The organism is Vibrio sp. MA40-2 (genome assembly GCF_047302445.1).
Lineage (GTDB): Bacteria > Pseudomonadota > Gammaproteobacteria > Enterobacterales > Vibrionaceae > Vibrio.
Window position 1 is genome coordinate 2592969 of the sequence record NZ_CP178628.1, and the last position, 25158, is coordinate 2618126.

Consider the following 25158-nt stretch of genomic DNA (forward strand, 5'->3'; position numbering starts at 1 on the left):
GTTATTTTTTTATTTCCTTAGCTTTATTATCCAACATAGTACTCGACTCGAGTAGAGCGACTTCAGAATCAACATAGCCTTTGCGATCAATCCGGACAATATCATCTTCGGCCAGATAGCTTCCTGAACGTACTTCAATGATTTCTAACGGTACTTTTCCTGGATTTTCAATTGCGTGTTCTAAACCGATAGGAATATAAGTTGACTGGTTTTCACTGAGTAAAAACTCTTCATCACCACGAATAACGTTTGCAGTTCCTGAAACTACAACCCAATGCTCAGCTCTATGGTAGTGTTTTTGAATAGCCATTCGTTCACCAGGTTTAACTAAAAGGTGCTTAACATGAAATCGGTCACCTTCCGCTATCGCATCATGAGAGCCCCAAGGACGATAAATTTGTCGGTGGTGTTGAGCTTCGGTACGCCCTTCTTTTTTCACTCGGTTAACAATATTTTTCACGTCCTGAACTTTATTTTTATTAGCGACTAATATTGCATCTTTGGTTTCGATAACTATTAAGTCATCAACCCCAACCGCTGCTACCAATTTACTTTGAGAATAAAAATAACTGTTATTGCTGTCTTCAACCATCACGTCGCCACGTTGGGTATTCCCTTGGCTATCTTTATCGCATACATCCCAAATAGAAGACCAACTTCCAACATCACTCCATGCGGCATCCATTGGCACAACAACCGCACTCTTTGTTGGTTCCATTACCGCATAATCTATTGACTCGTCAGGACAATTCGCAAAAACTTGCTCGTTTAATCGAATAAAATCAAGGTCAGTGTAACTACCGATATAAGCTTCTTTGCAAGCGGCAAGAATATCTGGGCGGTATTTTTGTAGCTCTTCTAAATAAACAGAAGCCTTAAATAAGAACATGCCACTGTTCCAATAATAATCACCACTAGCCAAATACTTTTCAGCTTTTTCCAGATCAGGTTTTTCAACAAAAGCATCCACCTCGTAGCTGGTGCTCCCTTTGGCTTCGCCTTTGCGAATATAACCGTAACCCGTCTCCGCAGCAGTCGGTACAATGCCAAACGTCACTAGGCTACCTTGCTCTGCTTGAACGACTGCACTATTTACAGATTGAATGAAAGCAGGTTCATCTTTGATTAAATGGTCGGCAGCTAAAACAAGCAACAACGGATCATCGCCGTCTTTCATTGCTTGCAATGCAGCAAGAGCAACTGCTGGCGCGGTATTTCTCCCGACAGGTTCTAAAATAATGCCACTATGCTTTGAATCTAATTCTCTTAGTTGCTCTGCAACAATAAATCGATGCTCATTATTACAAATAAACAACGGAGCCAGATGTTCGATATCCGATAGTCTAGTCACCGTGTCTTGAAGCATCGTGTTATCAGAAACCAAAGAAAGGAATTGCTTTGGGTATTCAGTACGTGAAAGTGGCCATAAACGACTTCCACTTCCGCCTGCCATTATTACTGGAAGAATCATATTTTTCCCTTAAAGATTTAAGCCTATATCGCTAAAATTTATATTAAATATGTCGAGAATATTAATTAGTTAAACCATTTATTTCGCCACTAAGTAATTTAATTAGTAACTACCCACTCTGAACTAAGTGGTACTCAAAATTGATAATTATAAACTAAACCAGCTACAACCGTCTATTGTAAGCCTTTCTATTTACTAGTTATTTTTTGTAAAATCTGTGGGTAAAAACTAGTTTGTAGCACGGTAAAGCTCTTCAGAAAGCAATCAACCATTTCTGGATTTATATCAGTAAAACGACGCTCGTTTAAACCGATAAAGAACGCATGTATTTTAATCAAAGTATCTGTATTTAATTGCTGAGTTCGACCATTTACCGCCAACGTATAGCGTCCATCACCATGACACGACAAAGCCAAACTAATATCACCATCTAAAGGTGATTGAGGCAATGATATTTGTTGTTCCTCTAACTGCAAAACAATTTGTTCGAAACCATCATTATCCCACCAAAACAATTCTAATTTTTGTTTATCAGTTGTAGCTGTTTCATCGACATTATCATAATACGCCATCGCAAGAGGCTTAACAGATTTTGTTGTGCTATTTTCTTTAAAATCAGTGCCCTGTAATTTATCAACATTTCGTAAATAGAAACGGAAATCACCGATTCTCATCAGTACCGTCCATTGTTGAGTGGAAAATACTTTGTCCACTTCATTAGGGTTAACTTGCAACGCGTCTTCTAGAGTATCGTCTTTCGACGCTACCACACTACCAAGACAAGATAGTTGATTTAACTGCAACCCCATTTGATTAACAAAATCAAAGCGCAAGTTATCCAGCTGTCGACCAAAAGTGCCAGTAGAATCTTTACACCGTATAAAATCGACACCAATACCTTTCTTCTGCGTAGCGCGTAGCGGTTCAAAACGATTTATATAAACGTAACTATCCGGGTGAATGTAACCGTATAAAGTGTTACTTTTTTTAGGTGGTGTTAAATGAGAAATATTATCTAGTTGCAACTCAATCTGCGCTTTATTATCGGCAATCTGACTATGTAGCGGCACAAAATCGGCTTTGGTTCCCGCGCAATCCAGCTTGAATTTTCCACCTACCTCAACACTCTTTCCATTCCAAGAAGCAAGGTCGATAAAATGCTTGCCTTGGAAATTATCAAATTTAATATCAACATCATAATTGTAACTAGGCTGATCACTTTCGCCGAGATACATTCTGGCTTTCGAATCGATCAAGTGCAATCGTGAATGAAACAGAGTGTCGACTCCTTTGCTCAACAACACTTTAGCATCGAGCTGTTGGATAATACTGCGATTACCCCACGTTAAATTTGCTCGACCAAGTAATTGAATCAACCCTTTATTGCATTTTACTACACGCCCACCTGAAATATGTAGATCACCATTACGCGCAAGTATGGCGGGAAATTCTGGAAATGAATAACGGCCATGACCAACATTCTCGATAGTGACATTGTCTAATAGTACAGAAGAATCTTGCATATACCCTGCGACAGCCATGTTAGAAGGGCTGGTGATTCGAGTATCACGCAGGGTAAACGTTTTGTTTTTACCGCCATTAGTGATAATGGCATCGCCCAAACGAAGAAACTCTTGTTCGTTCTGCCAATAGCTTACATCACAGTCGAAATAACAGTTTTCAACGGTATAATTACCACCAATATCAGTTTGCTGAGTTTCAGCCCACGATGCTTGATGCTCAACTGCGATCAAAGTTCGAATACAGGAACTTTGTGAAATAGTAACGTCAGACCAAATACCCATATAAGCAACATTATAAATATCAGCACAATGACAGTTTCGAATGATAGCTTTGGATTTTACGGCATAATTTGAGCCCATGCCGACAATATCAATAAAGTTAGCCGGTTGATATTTTGCTTTACGATGACCAGATTGAGCACCATAACAATCTTCTGCAATCATCAATTCAGCAAATGCCAACACAATACAGCTATTCAACACATTATAAACTTGTACATTATTAACTTTTATAATGCGAGCACCTGAGAGGCGAACACCACCTATGTGATATTGGTAACTCTCATTCCTTTTTAGGCCAATTTTCCCATCAGGTTCATCACCAATGATAGTAATATCTTGCAATTGAACAAAATCAAGTATGCGAGAGTTCTCATATCCGATAGCAGCGGGGTCGTCACTTCCGGAGCGTTTAGTAATGAACGACCAACACTCTTTACCACTTTTCTGATCGCCAACATTAAACAAATTCCAATCTTTAGTATCTTTTCCTGTCAGCTTATCTTGTGTTAAATAAAATGGAGCATTCATACCCCCACCCACAATACGAAACCAAAGCCCTCTTCTAGCGGGAATGATTACTCGCGCTAAGCCAGAATAAGAATGATCGTTCTCTTCACCAATATTAATACGCACACTTATATTAGGTAGAATTAACGTACCCCCGCCAAAAGACGCCATATAAGCTAAGGTTCGATTAATAATATTGATTGGTGTATTTTTGTATGAATCTAGAGAAAATCCCGCATCTTCAATGGTAAAAACTCGATGACCTTCGACATCGATTTGTTTATCCAAGCTTTGAATAACTTGTGAACAAGCAACAGATTGTGTCAGACTCGTACCGACCAAAGTACCTACCGCAGCCTTAGTAAGAAAATCCCTTCTTTTCATAATGTTATCTCTTTTATAACGGTTACTAGTCCATGTAAAAAAGCAAAATAAGCCACTGTGATATTCAATTAAACCAATTGTCTATGTTACAACGTGTCGCCACCGCCAGACTTAACGACCAATCAAATATTGGCTGTATTTACCAAACACCTTTCTTATACACATCGATATAACGATGCAAGAAATGAAAATACATATTCCTAAGAGGATATAAGCAAACCACGTTTCAACATGACCAAACAATTTCTTATAAACTTGAATCAATATGGGATGTAAAAAATAGATAGAAAAGCTATGCGTCGCCACAATATTTAGCAATTTCACTTCATGATTAAGTAGTACTTGAAATACGACAAGTAACACTGGAATAAAAAACAGTTTCTGGATAAACATCAAATCTAAATCAGAATATACAAACCATTCTTTATGATAAGATCCCAAATCATGTTGGATTGATTGATAAAAAAGAAAAAGTAAGAAAAATAACAACGTAACTGAAAAAACCAGTTTCAACTTGAGATAACTTAGAATTAATTTTTCGTATTGAAAATATAGAATACCGATAAAAAAAACTGGCAGGTAATAAAAAAAAGACTGAAAATTATTAATATTATCAATAGATCTATGTGAAAAAATAGAAATTAAAACAAAAAAAATCAAAATCAAAATTTTATATAGCACATCACAATTAGCATAATACCGCCACAATGGCGACAATAAAAAAACAACTAAAATAAAAGGCATAAACCAATAACCGGTAAGAGCTTTTCCTGTTAATAAGTACTTTAAAAAAGGAACAAAAAAAACATCAAACCATTCATTGCCCGAGGGTAAGAAAAATCCGTCATAGATATTAGGCTGCTTAATAATCCAATATACCGTAGGTAGAAAAGACATAACAATATAAGGAATAGCGATAACATAAAATTTTTGACGTATAAACACTTTATAATTGAAATTCTTCAAAGTGGAAAAACAGAAAAAATATCCAGAGATAAAAACAAAAAGGACTGTACCATCAAAAACTATATTTAAAAATAAAAACTCAAATATATCATCTATTTTAAGATCGGATAAGAATAAGACATGCCCTAAAACGATTAGGAACATCCCTAACGCACGGACATTCTCGAAATAATACTTATAGTCGTCTTTCATTTAATTTTACCCTAAAACATATCTAGAGTGGCGACCAATCAATTTTTTACCGGTGAGTGCTACCGCCCAACAACAACAAAAGACAAGCGTCGTTAAAGATAAAAAATATAAAAATGAGTCATATTCAAGCCCAACAGCCCTTTTATAAATTGCGATGATCAAAGGATGTAATAAATAGATACTAAAGCTAGCTTTGGCAATGTAGTCAAGAATTGCTACCCGATAGTTCATATAACGTTCTAAAACTAAAAACATCAAAACGGCTAGAAAACTACGTTCAATAGAATTGATATTTGCACCTTGATAAGAAAACATAGGTTTATGTAGATTTCCTGGTACATCCAAAAAATACACCTGAATAACCATAAAAATAATAGAAAAAAAGAAACAGATTTTTATAAGAGCACCTTGATGTACTGATATCCAAGATGCATGTATTTGGCAATAACACCCTAATAAAAATACCGGTATAAAATAAAACAGTGCTTGAATTGGATTCATGTTATCTTCTGCTCGCCAAACAAAAAGTGAAATCGAGTATAAGATTAACAAGCATATTGTTTGAGTTTTGGTTTCAGTTCTACAAAAACGAATAAGTAGTGGGCTAATCAAAAACACTAAAAATATAAAAGGAATATACCAATATCCAGTTAAAACTCGACCATACAACAAATACATGAAAAATGGCTTAACGACTTCACTCCATAAACCTGTATTGTTGTCAAAAAAATATTCGCCGTACGGTTGCTTTGTAATGATAGCTAAAATAATAACTGGCAATGAAATTGCTATGTATGGTGAACCAATGTTAACAAGCTTCAATTTCAAAAACCTTAAATAATTAAATTTATCTAACCAAACGCAACCAAAAAGGTAACCACTAATAAATAAAAAGAAGAATGTCCCACCGGATATATAATGTTTAACAAAAATATCTAAAGAAGAATCCGCTTGCCACCCTGAAATCCAATAACAATGAGACAAGACTATTAATAATATAGAAAACGCACGATAATTATTAATACTAAATAGCATGTTAACCTCCAAAAAACCTAGATTCCATTGAACTTACCTACATCTTACGCATTAAAAATTTTATATAGAGCGATCTTAAAAATAAATATAACAACTAGATATTAAAACAAATTACCACCACAAAACAGAACCTTTATAATACACTAATCATAAGAATCGTCATGGATATTAATAGCACCGCTTACAACAAATAAAGTCACCATAAGAAACTGCGAAAGCAATAATGTTTTAACACTCAACCCTACACCTGATGAAAGTATTAAAGCAAATGCAACACATACCCAAATAATATAATTACCAATATATTTTATGAGTAATTTGGATAAATATAAAAGCAACGCAAATAATGGCACTGATGTTATACACCCCCAACTTAAGATAATAGCGATCCAAAAAACCTCCACACCATAAGTAGTACCAAAAAAGACTTGCCTTTCGAATAACTCTTTATCGTAATCACCAAATAATACCGACGAGATTGGAGTATCAAATAAAATTTGTAATGCAACTAACCGTGTTTCAGCACTACCATTATCATCATTGATACGAGCTAATAGATTGTCAAATAGACCAAGATTATAAGCAAATAATATTATGAGAGGCATTGAAAATAGGGATACCAAGAAAAAAATTATATTTCTATGACTAATACCTTGCTTTAGCGTTTTAGTTAACGAAGACACCCCCATGCAACCGACCAGAACTATAGTTACAGCAATGGCTGTTCTACCTCCAAAGGCAGGTAATGACGCCCAAGAGGTAACTAAACATATCTTTTCTAATTTAGTTAAGGCTATTACTCGCGATCGAGCGGTCAAACCTATTACAGTTAGAGCAGCAATCATTGTTGCTGTCAATGGATGTCCATATAATGCTACCGAACGAGAAAAATCCCATTCGCTAATATCCAGCAATTCTCCCTCTAACACTGAAAAATAATTTTTAGGAATAATATGATGAGAGAAAACATACTCATAGATTGAGATCACCCCATTGATGGTAATTATATAAATACAAACCTTATGAAGAAATTTTTTCTGTGACATAGAACAATGAAAATATATAGCTAACATCAGCATAGGACACAACCAAGTAGTAATGATTATAGTCATTGGTTGCTTTAAAATAATGGTGACGTATAAAAAACATAAGATACAAATAACTAACCACCAAAATATGGTTTTCACCAACAAAATATTTTTTATACCAGGAAGCCCTTGCTTAACAAAAACCATAGTAAAACAAAGAAATATAAAATAAAACTGAGGGTGTAATTTATATATAAAACTAGCGTAAGAATCTCCAAATGGATAATTAAATAGCATTAACACATCAGATGACAACGTAATCAACGAAATTACAGAAGCTGCAAAAAAAATAAAGGCCAATCTAGGTAAGTCTTCATCGTATTCACTAAGCATATTTTAGTACATCCCCTTTTTTATAAAACGGATACATAACTAAGATATAGATAGTCGAACCTAACAAAACTAACGAGATAACGCCCAGCCAACCACTTGGTACGAGATCTCGTGACGCTTCGATGCCTAAAGACATGGTTAAAACAGACAAACCGGTTATAAAAAATGATTTAAACGGAAAAATTAAACCCCTAAAGCCAACTAGATATACGAGCATTGCCAACATTACCGCACCGGAAGCAATAACCATAGAAATGACTCCACCAACAAAGCCAAATGCACCAACCATCCACCAAGAGCTGAAAGCGACAACAACGGCCAAAGTTAAATCAACTAAAATTAATGGCTTGGTTCTCGCAACCACCAAAAAATAATGATTACAATAATGATAAATGACCGCAAAAAGACCACCGGATAATAGAGCCCAAGGAAAAGTCAACAGAGCGGATGCCTGAAAATTTTCAGAAATTGCTAAAGGTAAAAATTCATCTTTAATCATATAAACGCCTACTAATGCAGGCAACATTACCGCTATCAAAAGTGAAAAATTATCGCCTAGCTGTTGCATTGCCGCTTTTTCGCCTTCGTCTCTCATTTTTTTCATCGCTAATGGTAAAGCAGCTGGAGAAACGAGCATTGACGCTAAATTGGCCGCTCGTTGACCTAAACCAAAACCGACGGCAAATTCACCAACAGCGGCTAGCCCCAAGTTCCATTCCACAACGAATCTAGAAATGTTCAATGCATTCCAAGAGAAAATACCAGCAACCAATAATGGAACACCATAAGAGAAAGCCTTGTGTATAACACTTTTGGATATCATCTTAAAAACAAGGTTGGACGTAGCGCAAAAATAAGCGATAGATAAACATTCACCAATAATAAAACCTACGATAAGATAAATTATGTCATCGCCAAAATTTTCTAATAAAATCAAACTAATCAACAAGCCAACACAAGGACCAGACAGCGAGCAAATATTAAAACCAATAGCTTTTCCTTTTATTGAGAACATAACGGAAAAATATTGATTCAAACTTCTCAAAGCCATATAAAAGGCAACGAAGCTATAAAATGCCCAACTGAACTCTGAACCAAACCAAAACCATAAAGTGAAAAATGAGAGGACTATTTGTATAGCGGTTAACAAAACAAGAAATAAATCAGAGTCACACCAACTTTCTTCTGATTCACCATAATAACGAATAGTATAATGAGCCCACCAACCAAATACGATTTTTTGTGCTAACTCTTGAAATACAGCAAATAATGTAATTAAGCCTATCGTTTCAGCCGAGCAGTAATACGTCCAAGCAATAATAGAAGCAAATTGCGCTAAAGGTGCAAACAGCTGAGCAGGCAGGAATTGTAATGAGCGTTTAATTAACATAAGTAATCTATCTAACCATCATATTTCAATTGAATTGCTGCTTGAATTTGTTTGGTGATACAAATAACAAACGAAAAGAATACACAATATCTCGATATCATACTAAACCCAGATGCATTTCAAATAACCGGTTCATTTGCTTACTGGCTTTAAAAGGCGATATCTTAGCGTTAACGCTTTCAGGTGTGATTGAGCCTTTTTGAATCTTTTCCCAGACGCTTAATATCTCATCGGCCATTAGGTCTGCTGCATCATCTTGATTGACAGAGAGCATAGTGCCGCACTGCCCATCTTCAAATGTGTTGGCCATTTGATCTAACTTTAACGAAACGACAGGACGACCACTGCATACCGCTTCCATCACATAAACTGGCCATCCTTCAAACGTTGAAGTGACTAAACCGACATGCATTTGTGGCCAAAGTTGTGATATTTCTGCCGACTGTTTATAGCCATGCAAAATAACTTTGTCTTTTACTTTCTGGTATTCAGGGAATTGATTAGTATCAGATACACCGACATAGTGAAACTCAACTTTACCATCCAGTTTCTTAGACAGTATGCCGACGATATCAAACATCATGTCTGGACGTTTAAAAATATCTAAACGTCCTGCGAAGGCCAATTTAAGTATTCCATCTGAACAATCATAAGGGGTCGGTTTAAATAACGTGTCATCAACGCTAACCGTCATATAATTGATATCTTGCGCTTTTCGAGGGTAATCTTTTTTGAGCCTTTCTGTTTGCGCTGAGCTAACAGAAATAACTTTATTAGCAGAAAGAATGGCGCGTTTCTCATTAAACTTATTAATAAACCATAGTTTACTAATAAGGGAGTCGAAATTACTGCCCTTGGGAATATCACCATGAGTAAGTAACACATGATCGAAACCCAATAATTTACATATCCAAGAAAATTCATACCGTTGAATTTCAACTGTCGACTTTTGTTCTTTATACAGGCTTTTTAATTTCTTTCGATACTTTAATAGCGCCATAAAATAGTTAAAGGTTAAAGATTGAAATACGTTACTGGCGACTTTATTAATCTCTTGACGCTGCGTATGCATAACAGGTAGAAATTGGTATTCACGCCCAGTCGAACTTTTTAATGCCACTAATTTCCCCAATTCAAGCGTGTTACTTTCATCTACGCCAACAAAAATTAGGTCAATATTTTGCGGTGCTAATTTAATTACATGACGTATATGAGTCTCTATCCCACCTACTTTTGTTCCTGTAGGATCAAAAGGATGTATGGATATTAATCTATGTATTCCATTCATGGTCATTCTTTCCCTAACTTTCTTTAGATTGCATTCAAAAATACTTGTTCCGTCTGCTTCGCTGCTTTAGTCCAACTAAACTGAGATTCGTTTTGAGTGGCTTTATTGGATAAGTCTTCAAACTGTTCTGGATTACTGATTACATTTGCTATCGAGTCAGCAAGCGCTTCTGCATCGCCTAATGGAAAAAACTGAGCGCCTTGCCCTGCCACTTCTCTTAGTACCGCAATATCGGTAGCAATAACTGGTACACCATATTTCTGCGCTTCCAATACTGGTAATCCGAATCCTTCGTAAAACGACGGAAAGGCCAAAAATTTAGCTTTAGAGTATTTTTCGACTAATTGTTGTTCTGATAAATAACCCACAGTAAAAGGCCCTTCTTTCAGACCATATTGATTAGCAAACGTGGTTAAATATCCGACAGGATCTCTTCCCGTATGAATTATCTTTACTGGTGTACCTCGATATTCCAGTAGCTTCATCGCTCTAATGAGAACTTCCGCCCCTTTATTCGGTGATACACTTGCGACGAATAAACCGTAGTCTTCTCTTTCCCGATGCACAAATTCACCATTCAAACAGGCGGCTTCTTTCACGACCGTCGTTTTATGTCGAAATTTTTCATGGTATTTAATCAGGTCATTTTGAGTATTATTAGATACACAAATGGTTTTTTTTGCTCTCTTTAAGGTCGATGGAAAAAACATTCTCCACCAAAGACGATGATGAAATTTGTATGACGAAGGAGAAACATCAAAATACAAGTCGTGAACCACATTAACTAACGGAGGCATTCCGGGTCCATCGATACCAGCTAAAGGATTTGGATTAAACTCCAAATCCACCTTATATTGGCGAGCATACTTCCTTACTCGGCTAAACTGGGACAAGATATTCTTCGGGGTAGACTCAATATACGGCAAGGTAACCACCGTCAGTCCTTTTCCTTTTAACATATCTGGTAACTTATTTTCATCCCAACAAGTTAGCATTACATAAGTAAATTGCTCACTATCCAGGAGTTTATTCAACAGATAAAATAGATAATTGGAAATACCAGAAATTTTGTTGCCTGGTTCCAAAAGATGATTGACTAAAATAACCGGCTTTTTATTCACGATTTATGTCCTTTTAATCGTTGCAAAACAACATGCTGGTCTTTTTCCGCTTCTTGATTCCAAGACATCACGTTTGCACAAGATTGTTCTGCTGCAGTAGCAAGCCAAGTTGGATCGCTAAACTGAGTAATAATTTGCTCGACTGCGTGGTCAACCTTATCTAAATCAATCAGCAATCCACTGCTGCCTAGCACTTCACGGTAAACTTCGATATCAGATGCTACTACGGCAATCCCGCCATATTGAACTTCTAATAAAGGTAACCCTAACCCCTCATCATGTGATGTAGAAAGAAAGAATGAACATTGAGCGATAAGATCTTTTACTGTGTCACTGCTTGCGTAACCATGGCAGACGATACCTTGTGTCGATTGAAGCAGATCGGCATCTTCTCCCCACCCTATACGACCAACAATATGTAACTCTATATTGTCGCCTAATTTTTGTCGCAAGGCATTGAATAAGCGGACTGCCCCTGAATAGTTTTTACGAGGTTCCACGGTACCAATCATTAGTATTTTCAGTTTGTTTAACTCAAACTCTTCATAGCGTGAGTGGTTATTTTCGACCGCAAAAACATTTCTCACTTTGGGTCGATAAGTAATGATTTCAGCATCTTTTTTACAAAATGGTATCAATTCGTTTTTGGTTTTTATCGAATTAACAAAAAAAGTGTCTAAATGTCGAACGGCAAAAGCAAGCGACGGCCTCATGTAATACTTTGCTCTAAAATTCAGCTCTTCAGTGCGAGTTAACAAAAACAGATCGTGAATATAGGGAATAACTCTCTTACCAGTTAATAACGACAATAAAATACTAGGTGGAAAGCCCGGAGTAATCACAATGGCTTTCGTATGACGCAATGCCCCAATGACCATTCCAAACCACTGCTGGATTATCATCAACCCGATATTTCCACCTCGGACATGTTGAATTTTACTGTTGTCGTTTGGTTGAGCCGAACCCTCTTTACTGGCAATACTGTCTTCACTAGTAAACTTATCAGCAGACTGCCTCTCTAATGACAGAGCTTCAGCAGAAAACAATTCTTCTGTGATACGTTCTAATCCAGTGGTATGGCGTCCCAAATGAGTGCAATCAATAATTAAATCAGGATGTCTATCGTTGTGAAAATCCATTAACTTAAGCCCCTTTTGTGCTGTTTCATTTCCTTTAATGCAACGCCTAAGAACACCCAAGAGTTAACAAGATATCGTTTAGCAAGACGTTTAGGCTCGCTAGATAAACGCCAAAACCATTCCATTTTAATATTTTGTACCCATAGCGGTGCACGTTTTTTTACACCAGCAAAAAAATCCAGCCCTGCACCAAAACCAAAACCAAGCATGTTCGGAAGCTCATTTCGATAGGTATACATCCATTTTTCTGATTTAGGAGCACCAACACCAAAAAACAGATGCGTAGTATCTAATGCGTTAATCTGTTGTATAAGTTGTTGGTTATACGACGGATCGTTTTCGAAACCAAAATCGGGGACAACCACACGCTGCTCAGCGTTTGAAAAGCCATTATTGTTAAGCCAATTAGACAAAAACTCAGCAGTTTGAGTAGAAGAACAGACAAAAAATGGACTATGGACATCAACGGTAAGTCTATCCATTATCGCTGGGAATAAATCAGCGCCAGTAATACGTCCTGGAATATCCACATCACAATATCTGAGCAGTTTCACTACGGGGAAGCCATCGGCGGTAAGTAACCATGCATTTTGACATAACTCTTTAAACTGCGGGTCTTTTGTCATAGTAACAACATGGTCGACATTCGGCGTGACCAATAGCTGCAATTCTCTAGGCGATTGCTGCTGAGTTAAAGTCCGTTGGTCTTCACGAGTACTAAGCACTTGTTCATTAACAATGATATCCACTATGTTATCTACATTTTCCGTACAGAATTCTAACCCTAGAATGCGTCTACTTTTTTTCATATCCAACTTCTAATTGTTATTTTCTAAAAAGATAAAGTAGACGAATCCACTTCAATTAAGTGCGCTAGTTAGCAGCGTCGCCGTACTGACTGTATTCGCCATAACCATAATCAGACAGAGCGATTTTTGCGTTAACCTGATTAATCACTACCCCGTCAATTTTTATATGGTGAGCAAGCAATTTCGATATCGCGCTTCGAACAACTTGTTGCTTAGTTGAATTTGCTTTAGTAACTAACAACACTGATTTCGTTAACTGACTAACAATTAAAGAATCACTCACGGGCAAAGTTGGAGGCGTATCAATGACAATTCGGTCAAACTTGCTTTCCAATGTCGTTAATAATTGGGCAAACGCTTTCGAGCTTAGTAGCTCTTGTGGATTTGGAGTTACCATACCCGCAGGCAAAATCGTTAAGCCAGATTGCTCATCAGACAGGAGACAATCATCTAAATGTGAGCCCATCAATAGATGATTGGTAAGCCCCTGTTGGTACTTTTTATAACCAAAACGCGAAGCAATGGAAGGTTTACGTAAATCACAATCAATTAATAGTACTTTTTCTACTTTAGCAAAGGACATTGCTAAGTTAATAGACAAAGTTGTTTTACCTTCTTCTGCTACAGATGAAGTAATCGCAATTTTCTTATTTTCAGAGTCCATCAAGCTAAGCATAAGCGAAGTACGTATAGAACGGATTGACTCAATAAACACGCCATACTTCGAATCAAAAAAGAGACTGTTATCGAGTGGCTTTTTCCTAAATTTTTTGCTTTTAATTTTTGGTAATCCACCTAAAGGCATCAAGCCAAAATTATCCTCAAAGTTCTTCATCGACTCAATGGTATTTTTCATCGCGTCAACAATAAAGACCATTACTACCGCAAAGCCAAGACTTACGACAATAGCCAAAGCAACAATGAGTTTTTTCTTCGGTGCACTAGGGAATTGAGGAATAAGCGCTTGATCGGTAAAACGTGCATTGGCCGATTGGAAATCACTGGTGGCCGTGGTTTCTTTTTGTCTATTTAAGAATACATTCAATACGTTTCTGTTCGTTTCCACCTCTCTTTTCAAGGCTTCGTATTGACTCTTTTTCAAAGTAATCTGTTGAAACTCACCTTTTCGACTATTAATTTCGGAAGAAATTAACGCTTCTTGTTTACGAACGGCTTGCAGCTCTTTGCCTATACCGTTGATAAGTTTCTTAATGATACTACTCGATTGAGCCTGTACAGATTTTAACTTAGCAATAGCTTCTTGCATTTTGTCATGCTTAGGACCGTAGCGTTTAGCAAGTTGTTGAACGTCATTAGTGGCTTCAATTTCAGCTTGGCGAATAGAAATTACTTGAGGATGAGATGAAATACTCGGGATAGAGGAGATAGCCGAAATATCCGTAGCATTAGTTGTTCGAAGAGCCGTATAAGCAGATTCAACTTCAATACGTCGGTCACGTACTTCAGATAAGCGCGTAGTTAGGTTAGACAACTCTTGACTAGCCAGTGCGTCGATTCCGCTATCATCAATAAGTTTTTCTTCAACTAAAAAGTCTGATAACGCTTTTTCCGAACTTGCCAGTTCAGACTTCAACGCAGTTAAACGCTCAGTGATCCACCCCGAGGCGTATTGAGTGGCGGATAAACGTGCTTCCAAATTAATATCTATATAAGCGTAACCAACCGCATTAGCAATTTGCGCCGCAAGTTTTGGGTCTTCGGAGGTAAAGCTAATTTTAACTAACTGGGTTTTACGTAAAGGAGATATCGATAATTTACTTTTAAACGTACCTAAGACTGATTGTCTAACTGCCTCTTCACTCGGTGCTTTCACTGCTTTTTTGTTGAGCAGTGAAGCAATCAGTGGCAACGCCTTGATATCATCTAATATTGACTTATCATTTCGAAGTGTTGCATTAAACTCCGGAATTTCATCGAGTTTTAGTGACTTAATCACTTTTTCGGCAATGCTATTAGATTTTAATATTTCAAACTGAGTAAGGTAATATTCGGCTTGAGTGCTATCAATTCCCACCACGTCTTCAATAGAAACAACTTGTTTTTGTTTTGCTTCGATCAGCAATGTCGCGGTGGCAGTATATTTAGGCGTAAGAGACAATGCCACCAACACAGCAAGGCCAGTCACTAGCGTTGTAAACAATAGAATATAAAACCAACTATTTTTCAATAATTTAAAATAATGCGACAAGTCTACTAATTCTTCAGTTGACCGTTTTTTTTCTTCTAATATCTGTTGCATGAAAAACCTAAATAAGTAATTAAATTAAAGTAGTAACCCACGGGACCTGCACTAAGTCGAATCACCAAAACGAACTAACCACATAAATTGTGTCACCAGGATTAACTGTTTCGGTGACAGAAACGGTTTCACGCTCTTTTAATAGTCTCTTAATTTGATCATCACTTAGCCCTTTTACTTCTTCATTTTTTGTTAAATAAATACCTTTGGTTTTGCGATATTTGGCCATAAACCCACCGGCTAATGTAATGGCTTTTTCAACAGTAAGCTCAGGTTGATATTCATACGCTCCGGGTTTGTTCACCACACCATTAACATAAACATTGCGATATTTGATAATGCTAACATTCACTTTAGGGTCAACTAAATAATCACCCAATAATCCGTCGGTAATCATCTGCTGAACTTGCTTTAATGTCTTACCTCTGGTGCTGAGAATACCTAAATATGGAAAATCAAAACTCTGGCTACTGTCGATAATAAGCTCTTCAAAGGTCAAATCTTCCTCACCATAAACTGAAATACGAATCGTATCCCCTGCTGATAATACGTAGCCTGTATTGGCATACACAGCAGAAGTACAAAGAAAAAAAAGTATGATCAGTTTATAAATCTGTTTGTGCATTTTTCACCCAATATGTAATACAACAAGATATAACAACAAAATGTTTAGTAAGCGGTCTTGCTTACAAAACCTTTAAAAGCCGTAAGGAAAATAATTTTGATATCAAGCCACAAAGACCAATTTCGAATGTAGATCAAGTCATGCTCGATACGTTTTTCCATTTTATCTAATGTATCGGTTTCACCACGATAACCATTTATTTGCGCCCAACCAGTAATACCCGGTTTAACGTGATGACGTAACATATACTTGTCAACTAAGCCTCGATATTCTTCGTTATGTGCAACAGCATGAGGTCTCGGTCCGACGATCGACATTTGGCCCGTCAGCACATTAAAAAACTGTGGTAATTCATCAAGAGAAGTTCTGCGAATAAAGCGACCAAAAGGGGTAACGCGAGGGTCATTTTGAGTGGCTTGTTTCACCACCGCACCATTTTCCATGGTACTCATTGAGCGGAACTTCCAAACAGAGATAGAACGACCATCCAATCCGTAGCGCTGCTGTTTGAATAAAATAGGCCCTTTAGAAGAGAGTTTTACACCAATTGCAACCGCAATCAGTACTGGGCTAATTAAGCAAATAATAATTGAGGAAATCAGTAAATCTTGTATCCGTTTCATAAAACGGCTTGACCCATAAAAAGGCGTATCATGAACACTAAGCGTAGCTAGTGAGCCAACGTTACCCCATTTAGCTTGCATCAAATCATATACAAAGAAATCAGGTACTATATGAACTTTTGCCGCGCTATCACTAAAATGATGCAGTATTTGTTTGATTCGTTTAGAGGCTTCTAGTGGTAAAGTAACATACACATTTTTGATACTGCTCGACTTAGCCAATTGTAAAGCGTCATCAATCGAGCCTTTGTACATGACGGGCATATCTTCAGGGTCAAGATTTAGACGCTCTAATGGTCGATCATCGTAGATACCAATCAGTTTTAAGTCTAAATCTGTATTTTCTTGTATTTCTTCTGCAAGTTGTAACCCTGATGCGGTGGCACCAATAATGACTGTTTTCTGTTTATAGTCATTGTTTCTGTTATAAAACTTAACCACCTGTTTATTTAACCAACGCCAAGCGACTAGCGTAATAGGTGTGAAAGAGAACCACGCCCCCATTACGACTCGAGAATATACATCGGTAGATTTAAAAATAAAGGCAGTAAATAGAAGGGCAGTAGCGCAAAGAAACCAAGAAATAAAAATAAGCACAAGGGTTTCGCGCAGTGGGCATGGGTGGACGGAACGATAGACACCCGTCAGCTCTGCAATGACGGTAAACAAAGCGACAGCAGTGAGAGCGACAAGCAAATAACTGTGGTCAACTTCTCCAATATAAATAATAGAAGAAACACACAGAATCGATATAATTAAAGCAATATCAAAGATACGGTAGGCAGAAGACGCTTCTTCTCCGTAGTTTCGAATCCGTTCGACATACAACATAATTAATCCCTAGTAAAACTCTCGTTTAAGTACGCTACCGCCCTTAGGTTTTTAGCTCCTAATGCGCTAACAACTACACATCTCAATTCTATAATCAGAAACTTTATTGCTTCTTATATAACTAATTTCGATTCTTAGCCGAAAGTTTGTGTTTAATTTCCGTATATAAACTACAAAACCATTGTGTGATGTATCTCTCATAAACTCAACAGAATAGTATGATTATTGACCTTATGTTTCAAAGATGAGACTTAAATGTTAACAACCACAACTATTGCGCAACAAACAACGTAACAATTACCACTAAATAACGGTAAAACATGAAAAATGACTAAAGCTATTCAATAGATTAAATTTTCACTTTAATACTTAGCATTTGTATAAGAACTATTTTTTCATTCATGTATTAAAATTACATGGCAGGTAGATATAACTTGATGTGTATGGCTAGAAGAATAAATGGACTGAGCAACAATAAATACTTTATATATGATGCTGACAATTAAGAAAAAAGAGGAACGGATACAAACAACAACAGTAAACCAGAAAGGTTACTGCTGTACTATAAAGGATTACTTTTTGTGGTAACACTAGTAACGAATTAGTTGGTAAAATTAATCAATGAATAATGGATGTGAGTGATACAACAAGGTTACGTTAAAATAACGCTAACTTTTTTGCCCACTCTTCAGCGGCTTTATTTATGGTAGAAAACACGTACCTAAATACATGCTTACCTTGTCGATAAGGGTCGTCAATACAATTTACATCTATCCACTGACCAAATAAGAAGGTTTTGTGTGTTGCAGCAGGAAACTTGTCAATAATTTCATCCATCTGATCTTGTTCCATCACCAGAATAATATTGTATTTATCCACTAGTTCATCAGTCAATTGGTTGGCTTTATGCTGACTGATATCAACGTCGTTTTCTTCAGCGGTCTTAATCGCTACCGCATTAGCTGGTTTTCCTTGCAAACGGCTAACTTTAGTTGCTAAGCCTGCCGACTCAATAATTGAACCCGGTAATAACTGCTTTAATTTTGATTCCGCATAGGGGGAGCGACATATATTTCCGGTACAAATAACTAACACACTCTTACGCACGAAACTCACCTAAAATAATTAAATAAAAACAGTAAATGAAACATATAAATGGCAAGGCCTTTCATATCATAGCTTAAGTTACATTGAACCTAAGCGTAACTTGGACCGAACATAATATCTGGTTTTTATTCGATTTTTAAGGTTTGTTTGAGCTAAATGGTTAAAAGAAAACCATTTAGCCGCCGCTAGTATGTTTTTCAACCAAACTGTGCCGATATGAGATAAAAATCAGTCTGATTGTTGATCTTTAGTTAATTGCTTAAACCAGTGCCTATTAGCTAATTCACTATCGGCAAATTTATTTTCCGGTAATTTACTTTCGGCTAAGCGTTTATCAAATGGATCGTCAGTGGAATTTGATAGTATTTTCCGCTTCTCTCGAATCAGTTTATCGAGATGTTTTATAGTCAACGTTTTTCTATACACTACATCATCTAAAATACGGGTCACATCAAATAGGATTTTATGCTGCTTAGAGACATCATAACCACTATCCGCGCCATCTATTGACAATGATAACGCGTTGCGTCTGCTAGTATGTTTACGCACTTGTTTTGCGGATGGTGCTTGAAGGCTTCCGGATAATTCTCCTCCCATCTCTTTGATCATACTTTCTACATGACCAACATTAATCTCGGTAATATTTTCCATAAAAGCAAACAGGAAAAGTCTATCCATAAATAGATTAATTTTACGCGGTATACCTTGAGTATAATTGGTTATAGGCTCGAATATCACATCCGGTAGTCCAGGTTTATTCGCCCACCCTACTTGTTTCAGTCTATGCAATATATAGTCGCGAGTTTCTTCTTTTGAGAAGGCTTTAAGATGACAAGAGGCAATAATTCTTTGCCTAAACTGTTCCATTTGCGGTAATTCAATAATCGGTTTTAATTCTTCTTGTCCTAGCAGAAAGCTTTGGATCAACGGTTTATCATCCACCTGAAAATTCGACAACATTCTTAACTCTTCAATCGTATCCGAAGAGAGGTTTTGCGCTTCATCAATAATCAGCAATGCACGCTTATTCTTGAGATGCAAATTGCCCAAAAAATGTTCAAGCCTGATAAGAATATCAGCCTTAGTGAGTCCTTCTACTTGTATACCAAATTCGGCTGCGACCATTTTCACTAACTCTTCTGGTGACAGACTACTGGTAGCAATTTGAGCAGCAACAATAGAGTCATTCAGTGAAGCTAACAAGCTGCGTCCAATCGTTGTTTTTCCGGTACCGATAGGTCCCGTAATAACAATAAAACCTTCACCCAATTCTAAGCCGTAGCGCAAATAAGAAATCGCCTTACCATGATGAGGGCTAGCATAAAAAAAATTCGGATCGGGACTCAGCTTAAAGGGTTTTCCTGACAACTCAAAATAAGACTCATACATAATTAAAAGTTCTTCCTTACACTTAAATCAATTTTATTTTCTTTGTAACCATCGTCTTCTGAAGACGATTTATTCTGGTGGGTAAGTGTAACGTCCATAGAAAAATCTCGGGCAAATTGGCGTGATAATCCAAGATCCAAAATTCGATAATAATCTTTCTGTGGATTAGACACATCTTGATCAAATTGATAGTAGTCATAGCTAAAACTTGATGACAATGACATTTTTCGAGTCAAGTTATGCGACAGCTCAATACGGCTGCCATATGTTATGGTGTCTGAGTTGAGTGATGACTCATTGATTGGCGATGTTTTGCCACCACTAATCTGAACAGAAAACGTACTACGACGCAGGTTCAACGTAGTCGTCCATGCCAATTGGCGATCTAGTGTTAACTCTTCTATTGATTCACCTTCAACAAAAATATCACGGTCGTAATTGGTCACTTCTTCTGTATAGCTAATTTCATTAGTTAACCGACGGCTACGATGACTTAAGTTAAATTCATAAGCATCACCATAAAAACGATTGGTATATTCAAAGTTGAAAGATGTACGCGACGTCGGGTTTAAATGCACGGCACCTTGCCAATAGTCGTCACTATCGTCATCCAGAGCAAAGTCTCGACTAAATTCTAAATAAGAGTCGTCATGAATGTAGTAGCGCAAACCGATGCCCCAGCTTGAAAACTCTGTCGTTTCATCGCTTGCTTCGCTAGAATACTTCTCATAATACGAACGTAGAAATGGGCTAAGCCCTTTACCTCGTTGTATACCCAACTCTTGATCTAAAGTTTGCAAACTCGAACGATTAGAACTCTCTTGTCCCACATTTCTAGTTCCAGAATAATTTAATTGCCAAAAATAGTCTTTAATTCGCTCACCTTCGGAAAAATCTATCACAGCACTGTACGTATTGTAATCGCCTTCACCATCATCGTAAGCATACATGCCTCCAGCGATTCGGCTATAAAGATCCACCACACCCGTCGGATTACTCTGATAAGAAACACCAGTATCAAAAGACTTAGTCTCTACTGTGTCGCCCGTATAAATATCCTCACTAGCGTTTTGCAAAATAGAACGAGCAATGTTATCTATCGACGCAAAAGCATCCACAGCAAAGCCTGAATCAAAGAGGCCTTTATCAGCGGTAAATGTGAGCTGATTATACAATTCGTTTTCATTCGAATCATGTGAATAAGCCAACTGATTGGCTTGATACGCCAACAATAAGTTGCCGTCATTACCGTCAATATTAAGATCAATTCCTGCGGTAAGTGTCAATATTTCACTGCTTTGTTGACCAGAGCTAGAAAGGTCAACATTATCAGTAAAGGTCACACCGCCTTGCACAAAAGGGGAAATCAGCACATCCGCAGCCGCTAGATTGCCACTCACCAATGTTGATATCATTCCAACAAGAAAAACACTAGGCTTTCTTGTCTTTCGCGCCATATCCGTAGCCGTATCCATAGCCATATCCATAATCCGCTTTCTTCAAAGTTTTATTGATAATGAACCCTATTGACATCTCACTATTCAACAATGACACTGCCTGTTTAACGTCTGCTACTTTGGTTTTATTTTGCTCGACAACCACTGCAGCTTGCCCAACTAAACTCGATAAAGTCACGGTTTCCACCACACCTAAAATCGGTGGGCAATCCAACACGATCATTCGGTCAGGGTAGCGAGTAGCCAACTCTTGAGTTAAGGCAGCCATCCTATCACTTGATAAAAGTTCATTGCTTAAATCATGATATTCTCCTGCTGGCATAATCCTAAGACCAGGAATTGATGTTTGATAAATGATTTTAGAAACATCGTCAACATTACCGAGAAGATAATCGGTAAGCCCTGGTTTGTCTCCAAATTCAAGTATTTGAGCAACACTTGGACTTAGAACATCAGCATCGACAAGCAACACTGTTTTATCTTTTTCAGAGGCAATACTCATCGCTAGATTTATCGCAACAAATGTTTTGCCTTCATTCATATTGGCGCTAGTAACCATGACTAAATTGCCATTAGCCAGATATTCTGAGCTTCCACCAAACGCACTATTAAGAAGCTTGCGCTTAATGGTTCGAAACTCATCTTTCATCAATCTTTCATTGATATCGTTCCCTTGCGATATCACGCCTAATCTAGTCAAATGAGCCCGATCAATATAAAGCTTTTCTTTTTCGTCGTCTGGCTCAGAGCTAAATGGAGTCGCTTCGGTTGATAACGGCTGGCCAGCTTTAATCGAGTTGGTGTGATTGGTCATCTCGGACTGTTGTTGACCTAAATCCGACGCTTCATCAGCAAAACGTGACACATTATCTTTCTGTTTTGGGGCGTCTTTAAGCTTCCCCATCGCTTTTTCAATTGTGCTCACTAGAAATTCACCTCACGAATCAAAACACTAAACCATTCTTTTAGAAGGTCGCTCCCTTGTATTACAACGGTCACGGCTTGCATTAATCGTTCATGCGCTACAGGAAAAGAACTAATAGCAACAAACGCCATAAATAACATTAGCAGTGAACCACTGAATAGATAGAACCACCTTGTTCGGCTTTTTGCTTTATCAGCAAGACCAGATACTTTACTGGCGGACACCACACCCAATACCGGATATTCCAATATTTGATGTAATTGACTGGTCGACGAAATCACAGGAGTAATCTGACTTAAACCAAAGGCAACCGCAACACCACTGCCTAAACCAAAAATAAGCACCACAGTTAAAAATAGCACTCTTGGTGGGCCCGATGGTTTTAATGGAACTCTTGGCGCATCAATAATACGAAATTTAATCTCGTCAGATGAATCACCGACACTCTGAGAAATTTGCGCGCTCTCTTTACGTGACAAGAGCTGCTCGTATTTTTCTTTGGTAATATTATAATTACGTGTTAATGCCGTTAGTTTTGCTTCGACATCTGGTACGGTGTCTAACCTATGTTGCAACTCAGCAATTTTATCTGCGTAACGTTTTTCACGGACAGTAAGTGAAGCAACCTCGTTATCTAGCTGGTTGACAGTTGACTTCAGATCTTGATAAACCGCATTATTAACTAAAATTTCTTTCACTGAATAAGAGGCTAGATCTTTATTTCTCAACTCTTCCAGTACCTTTAACTGTCTACGAGTTTCGATCACATCCGGATGATTATCGGTATACCGAAATACCAAATCATCTAAACGAGTTTGTAACGTGTCTATTCGTTCGTCGTGCTTAGTACGCACACGAGACAACTGATCAGTTGCCCTAGACTCCTCTCTATATAATTGACTTCTAACCGATTCAAGCCTGGTTTTAGCTTCGCTTAAAGCAAGCTGAGTATCTTCGAGTGCCGTCTGATTTTGTTCTAATTGCGAATAATATCCCGTGCCACTTCCCGGCATAAAGCCTCGATATTCGCGTTTAAAATCAGCTAATTTTACTTCTGCATCTACAAGCCTTGTCTCATATTCAGCTATCTGGCTACCAATAATTTCATTGGCTTGATCGGTATCAATCCTCTGCTCACTGAGGGTGTTTTCAACAAAAACATTCAATGCCGATTGCACTACATCCTTTGCATATTCAGGATTATTCCCAATGTAGCTTAATGTATATAAATTTTCTCTTCCCGCAGAACGAATTTTTATGTTCGATTCTAAATCATCAATAATCGCTTCATATTCCTGACTGGTAGACGCTCGAATATCTGCATCAATATCTCGAGCAATAATTTCAAGATTAGAACGACTCAACAACGTCTTCGCCATCAACTGCAGCTCTCTAGTAGGATCAGTCTGTATTGCTAAACCACGCAACAAAGGTTGAAGAATCGACCTTGTATCAGCATATACCCTAGCTTCTGACGTATATTGCGGCGGAAGCATAGTAACGAGAGTCCAACCAACGGGGCATAATAGCCAGCCAATAATGACAACATACCGGCGCTTTAACCATATACCTCGAACCAACTGAAGGACATCATCTAACATTTCCTGCATATTTTTTAACTTCCTATTCTAAAACCATGCTTCTGGAATAATAATTATATCGCCAGGTAAAATATCTACATTTGCTTCAATTTCACCAAATGTTAATAGGTCGTCCATCCTCAATGCGAATTTTTTGTGCCTGCCGTCTATCACTCGAATTAAACTAGCATCGTTACCATCGGCATATTCAGTCAGTCCGCCAACTTGAATCATAACGTCTAACAAGGTCATATCTTCAGTGTAGCTAATTGCTTGTGGTTGTGACGCTTCGCCAATAACGCGTATTTGTTCACTAAATGGGCCAATAAATTCATTAACTATTACCGAAACTATTGGGTCTCGAATATATTCATTCAAATGAGATTCAAGCTCTCGTGCCAGCTCTGTTGGTGTTTTACCTGATACCTCTATGTCATCAACCAACGATGTAGATATCATACCATCAGGACGTACGGTATAAACGCTGGAAATTTCGGGGTTGCCCCAAACAAAAACATTCAGCTCGTCTCCCGGACCAATCAAATAATGATAGTCATCAATATTATCAGTCAAAGACGCTCGAACCGTTGCTGACGGTAATTCTGACGAAGGCGTAGATGAACAAGCCACAATGAACAGCAAACTGAATATTGCCGCTGCCCTCGAAAACCACCCCAATAAACTGCTAACCCGCAACATAGTATTCTCCAATATATGATTTATATTCATCCATGTTTACCATTTTATACCAACACTTAATCTATACTTTAGTCGAAATAATTGATCTCTCAACACAAACCATCACTTGTTGTATAATACTATCGTGATATTAC

Annotated in this window: 19 protein-coding genes; all 19 read right to left on the reverse strand. The window is 37.5% G+C overall.

The window, feature by feature from the left end:
• Position 1: 1 nt before the first annotated feature.
• The gene (locus tag ACLKML_RS19235) at positions 2-1471 is read right to left on the reverse strand and encodes a mannose-1-phosphate guanylyltransferase/mannose-6-phosphate isomerase (protein ID WP_413284576.1); all 1470 of its coding nucleotides are present in this window, start codon (positions 1469-1471) and stop codon (positions 2-4) included.
• Positions 1472-1659: 188 nt separating this feature from the next.
• Complete coding sequence (locus tag ACLKML_RS19240; protein ID WP_413284577.1) at positions 1660-4167, reverse strand: hypothetical protein; 2508 nt, start codon at positions 4165-4167, stop codon at positions 1660-1662.
• 111 nt (positions 4168-4278) lie between these two features.
• Positions 4279-5325: an acyltransferase family protein gene (locus ACLKML_RS19245; RefSeq protein WP_413284578.1), complete on the reverse strand. Its 1047-nt coding sequence runs from the start codon at positions 5323-5325 to the stop codon at positions 4279-4281.
• A 6-nt stretch (positions 5326-5331) separates the two neighbouring features.
• Positions 5332-6360 carry an acyltransferase family protein gene (locus ACLKML_RS19250; protein ID WP_413284579.1) on the reverse strand — a complete coding sequence of 343 codons (1029 nt, stop codon included), beginning with the start codon at positions 6358-6360 and terminating at the stop codon, positions 5332-5334.
• Positions 6361-6503: 143 nt separating this feature from the next.
• Complete coding sequence (locus ACLKML_RS19255) at positions 6504-7781, reverse strand: VpsF family polysaccharide biosynthesis protein (protein WP_413284580.1); 1278 nt, start codon at positions 7779-7781, stop codon at positions 6504-6506.
• Positions 7774-9171 (reverse strand): lipopolysaccharide biosynthesis protein, encoded by a 1398-nt coding sequence (locus ACLKML_RS19260; RefSeq protein ID WP_413284581.1) that lies wholly within the window; start codon positions 9169-9171, stop codon positions 7774-7776. The genes ACLKML_RS19255 and ACLKML_RS19260 overlap by 8 nt, the downstream gene beginning before the upstream one ends.
• A 97-nt stretch (positions 9172-9268) precedes the next feature.
• Positions 9269-10459 carry a glycosyltransferase family 4 protein gene (locus ACLKML_RS19265; RefSeq protein WP_413284582.1) on the reverse strand — a complete coding sequence of 397 codons (1191 nt, stop codon included), beginning with the start codon at positions 10457-10459 and terminating at the stop codon, positions 9269-9271.
• A 23-nt stretch (positions 10460-10482) separates the two neighbouring features.
• A complete protein-coding gene (locus tag ACLKML_RS19270) occupies positions 10483-11580 on the reverse strand; it encodes a glycosyltransferase family 4 protein (RefSeq protein WP_413284583.1) in 1098 nt (365 codons plus the stop codon).
• Complete coding sequence (locus tag ACLKML_RS19275; protein ID WP_413284584.1) at positions 11577-12719, reverse strand: glycosyltransferase; 1143 nt, start codon at positions 12717-12719, stop codon at positions 11577-11579. Before ACLKML_RS19275 ends, ACLKML_RS19270 begins: the two co-directional genes overlap by 4 nt.
• Positions 12719-13528, reverse strand: a complete 810-nt coding sequence (locus ACLKML_RS19280) for a WecB/TagA/CpsF family glycosyltransferase (protein WP_413284585.1) — start codon at positions 13526-13528, stop codon at positions 12719-12721. Before ACLKML_RS19280 ends, ACLKML_RS19275 begins: the two co-directional genes overlap by 1 nt.
• Before the next feature lie 64 nt (positions 13529-13592).
• Complete coding sequence (locus ACLKML_RS19285) at positions 13593-15788, reverse strand: GumC family protein (RefSeq protein WP_413284586.1); 2196 nt, start codon at positions 15786-15788, stop codon at positions 13593-13595.
• Between the two features lie 61 nt (positions 15789-15849).
• Positions 15850-16413, reverse strand: a complete 564-nt coding sequence (locus ACLKML_RS19290; protein ID WP_413284587.1) for a polysaccharide biosynthesis/export family protein — start codon at positions 16411-16413, stop codon at positions 15850-15852.
• Between the two features lie 44 nt (positions 16414-16457).
• Positions 16458-17867: an undecaprenyl-phosphate glucose phosphotransferase gene (locus ACLKML_RS19295; RefSeq protein ID WP_413284588.1), complete on the reverse strand. Its 1410-nt coding sequence runs from the start codon at positions 17865-17867 to the stop codon at positions 16458-16460.
• A gap of 657 nt (positions 17868-18524) precedes the next feature.
• Positions 18525-18974, reverse strand: coding sequence for a low molecular weight protein-tyrosine-phosphatase (locus ACLKML_RS19300; RefSeq protein WP_413284589.1), 450 nt, complete (start codon positions 18972-18974; stop codon positions 18525-18527).
• 228 nt (positions 18975-19202) lie between these two features.
• Entirely contained in the window at positions 19203-20363 is a 1161-nt protein-coding gene (locus ACLKML_RS19305; RefSeq protein ID WP_413284590.1) for an XrtA/PEP-CTERM system-associated ATPase, read from the reverse strand.
• Between the two features lie 2 nt (positions 20364-20365).
• Positions 20366-21838 (reverse strand): TIGR03016 family PEP-CTERM system-associated outer membrane protein, encoded by a 1473-nt coding sequence (locus ACLKML_RS19310; protein WP_413284591.1) that lies wholly within the window; start codon positions 21836-21838, stop codon positions 20366-20368.
• A complete protein-coding gene (locus tag ACLKML_RS19315) occupies positions 21795-22745 on the reverse strand; it encodes an XrtA-associated tyrosine autokinase (protein WP_413284592.1) in 951 nt (316 codons plus the stop codon). The genes ACLKML_RS19310 and ACLKML_RS19315 overlap by 44 nt, the downstream gene beginning before the upstream one ends.
• Complete coding sequence (locus ACLKML_RS19320) at positions 22745-24355, reverse strand: XrtA system polysaccharide chain length determinant (protein WP_413284593.1); 1611 nt, start codon at positions 24353-24355, stop codon at positions 22745-22747. Before ACLKML_RS19320 ends, ACLKML_RS19315 begins: the two co-directional genes overlap by 1 nt.
• A gap of 18 nt (positions 24356-24373) precedes the next feature.
• Positions 24374-25054, reverse strand: coding sequence for an XrtA/PEP-CTERM system exopolysaccharide export protein (locus tag ACLKML_RS19325; protein ID WP_413284594.1), 681 nt, complete (start codon positions 25052-25054; stop codon positions 24374-24376).
• Positions 25055-25158 lie beyond the last annotated feature (104 nt).

What these genes read in the sequence shown, in the direction of transcription:
- ACLKML_RS19235 (WP_413284576.1), bottom strand. Translation starts at nt 1,471, where the DNA reads ATGATTCTTCCAGTAATAATGGCAGGCGGAAGTGGAAGTCGTTTATGG.
- ACLKML_RS19240 (WP_413284577.1), bottom strand. Translation starts at nt 4,167, where the DNA reads ATGAAAAGAAGGGATTTTCTTACTAAGGCTGCGGTAGGTACTTTGGTC.
- ACLKML_RS19245 (WP_413284578.1), bottom strand. Translation starts at nt 5,325, where the DNA reads ATGAAAGACGACTATAAGTATTATTTCGAGAATGTCCGTGCGTTAGGG.
- ACLKML_RS19250 (WP_413284579.1), bottom strand. Translation starts at nt 6,360, where the DNA reads ATGCTATTTAGTATTAATAATTATCGTGCGTTTTCTATATTATTAATA.
- ACLKML_RS19255 (WP_413284580.1), bottom strand. Translation starts at nt 7,781, where the DNA reads ATGCTTAGTGAATACGATGAAGACTTACCTAGATTGGCCTTTATTTTT.
- ACLKML_RS19260 (WP_413284581.1), bottom strand. Translation starts at nt 9,171, where the DNA reads ATGTTAATTAAACGCTCATTACAATTCCTGCCTGCTCAGCTGTTTGCA.
- ACLKML_RS19265 (WP_413284582.1), bottom strand. Translation starts at nt 10,459, where the DNA reads ATGAATGGAATACATAGATTAATATCCATACATCCTTTTGATCCTACA.
- ACLKML_RS19275 (WP_413284584.1), bottom strand. Translation starts at nt 12,719, where the DNA reads ATGGATTTTCACAACGATAGACATCCTGATTTAATTATTGATTGCACT.
- ACLKML_RS19280 (WP_413284585.1), bottom strand. Translation starts at nt 13,528, where the DNA reads ATGAAAAAAAGTAGACGCATTCTAGGGTTAGAATTCTGTACGGAAAAT.
- ACLKML_RS19285 (WP_413284586.1), bottom strand. Translation starts at nt 15,788, where the DNA reads ATGCAACAGATATTAGAAGAAAAAAAACGGTCAACTGAAGAATTAGTA.
- ACLKML_RS19290 (WP_413284587.1), bottom strand. Translation starts at nt 16,413, where the DNA reads ATGCACAAACAGATTTATAAACTGATCATACTTTTTTTTCTTTGTACT.
- ACLKML_RS19295 (WP_413284588.1), bottom strand. Translation starts at nt 17,867, where the DNA reads ATGTTGTATGTCGAACGGATTCGAAACTACGGAGAAGAAGCGTCTTCT.
- ACLKML_RS19305 (WP_413284590.1), bottom strand. Translation starts at nt 20,363, where the DNA reads ATGTATGAGTCTTATTTTGAGTTGTCAGGAAAACCCTTTAAGCTGAGT.
- ACLKML_RS19310 (WP_413284591.1), bottom strand. Translation starts at nt 21,838, where the DNA reads ATGGATACGGCTACGGATATGGCGCGAAAGACAAGAAAGCCTAGTGTT.
- ACLKML_RS19320 (WP_413284593.1), bottom strand. Translation starts at nt 24,355, where the DNA reads ATGCAGGAAATGTTAGATGATGTCCTTCAGTTGGTTCGAGGTATATGG.
- ACLKML_RS19325 (WP_413284594.1), bottom strand. Translation starts at nt 25,054, where the DNA reads ATGAATATAAATCATATATTGGAGAATACTATGTTGCGGGTTAGCAGT.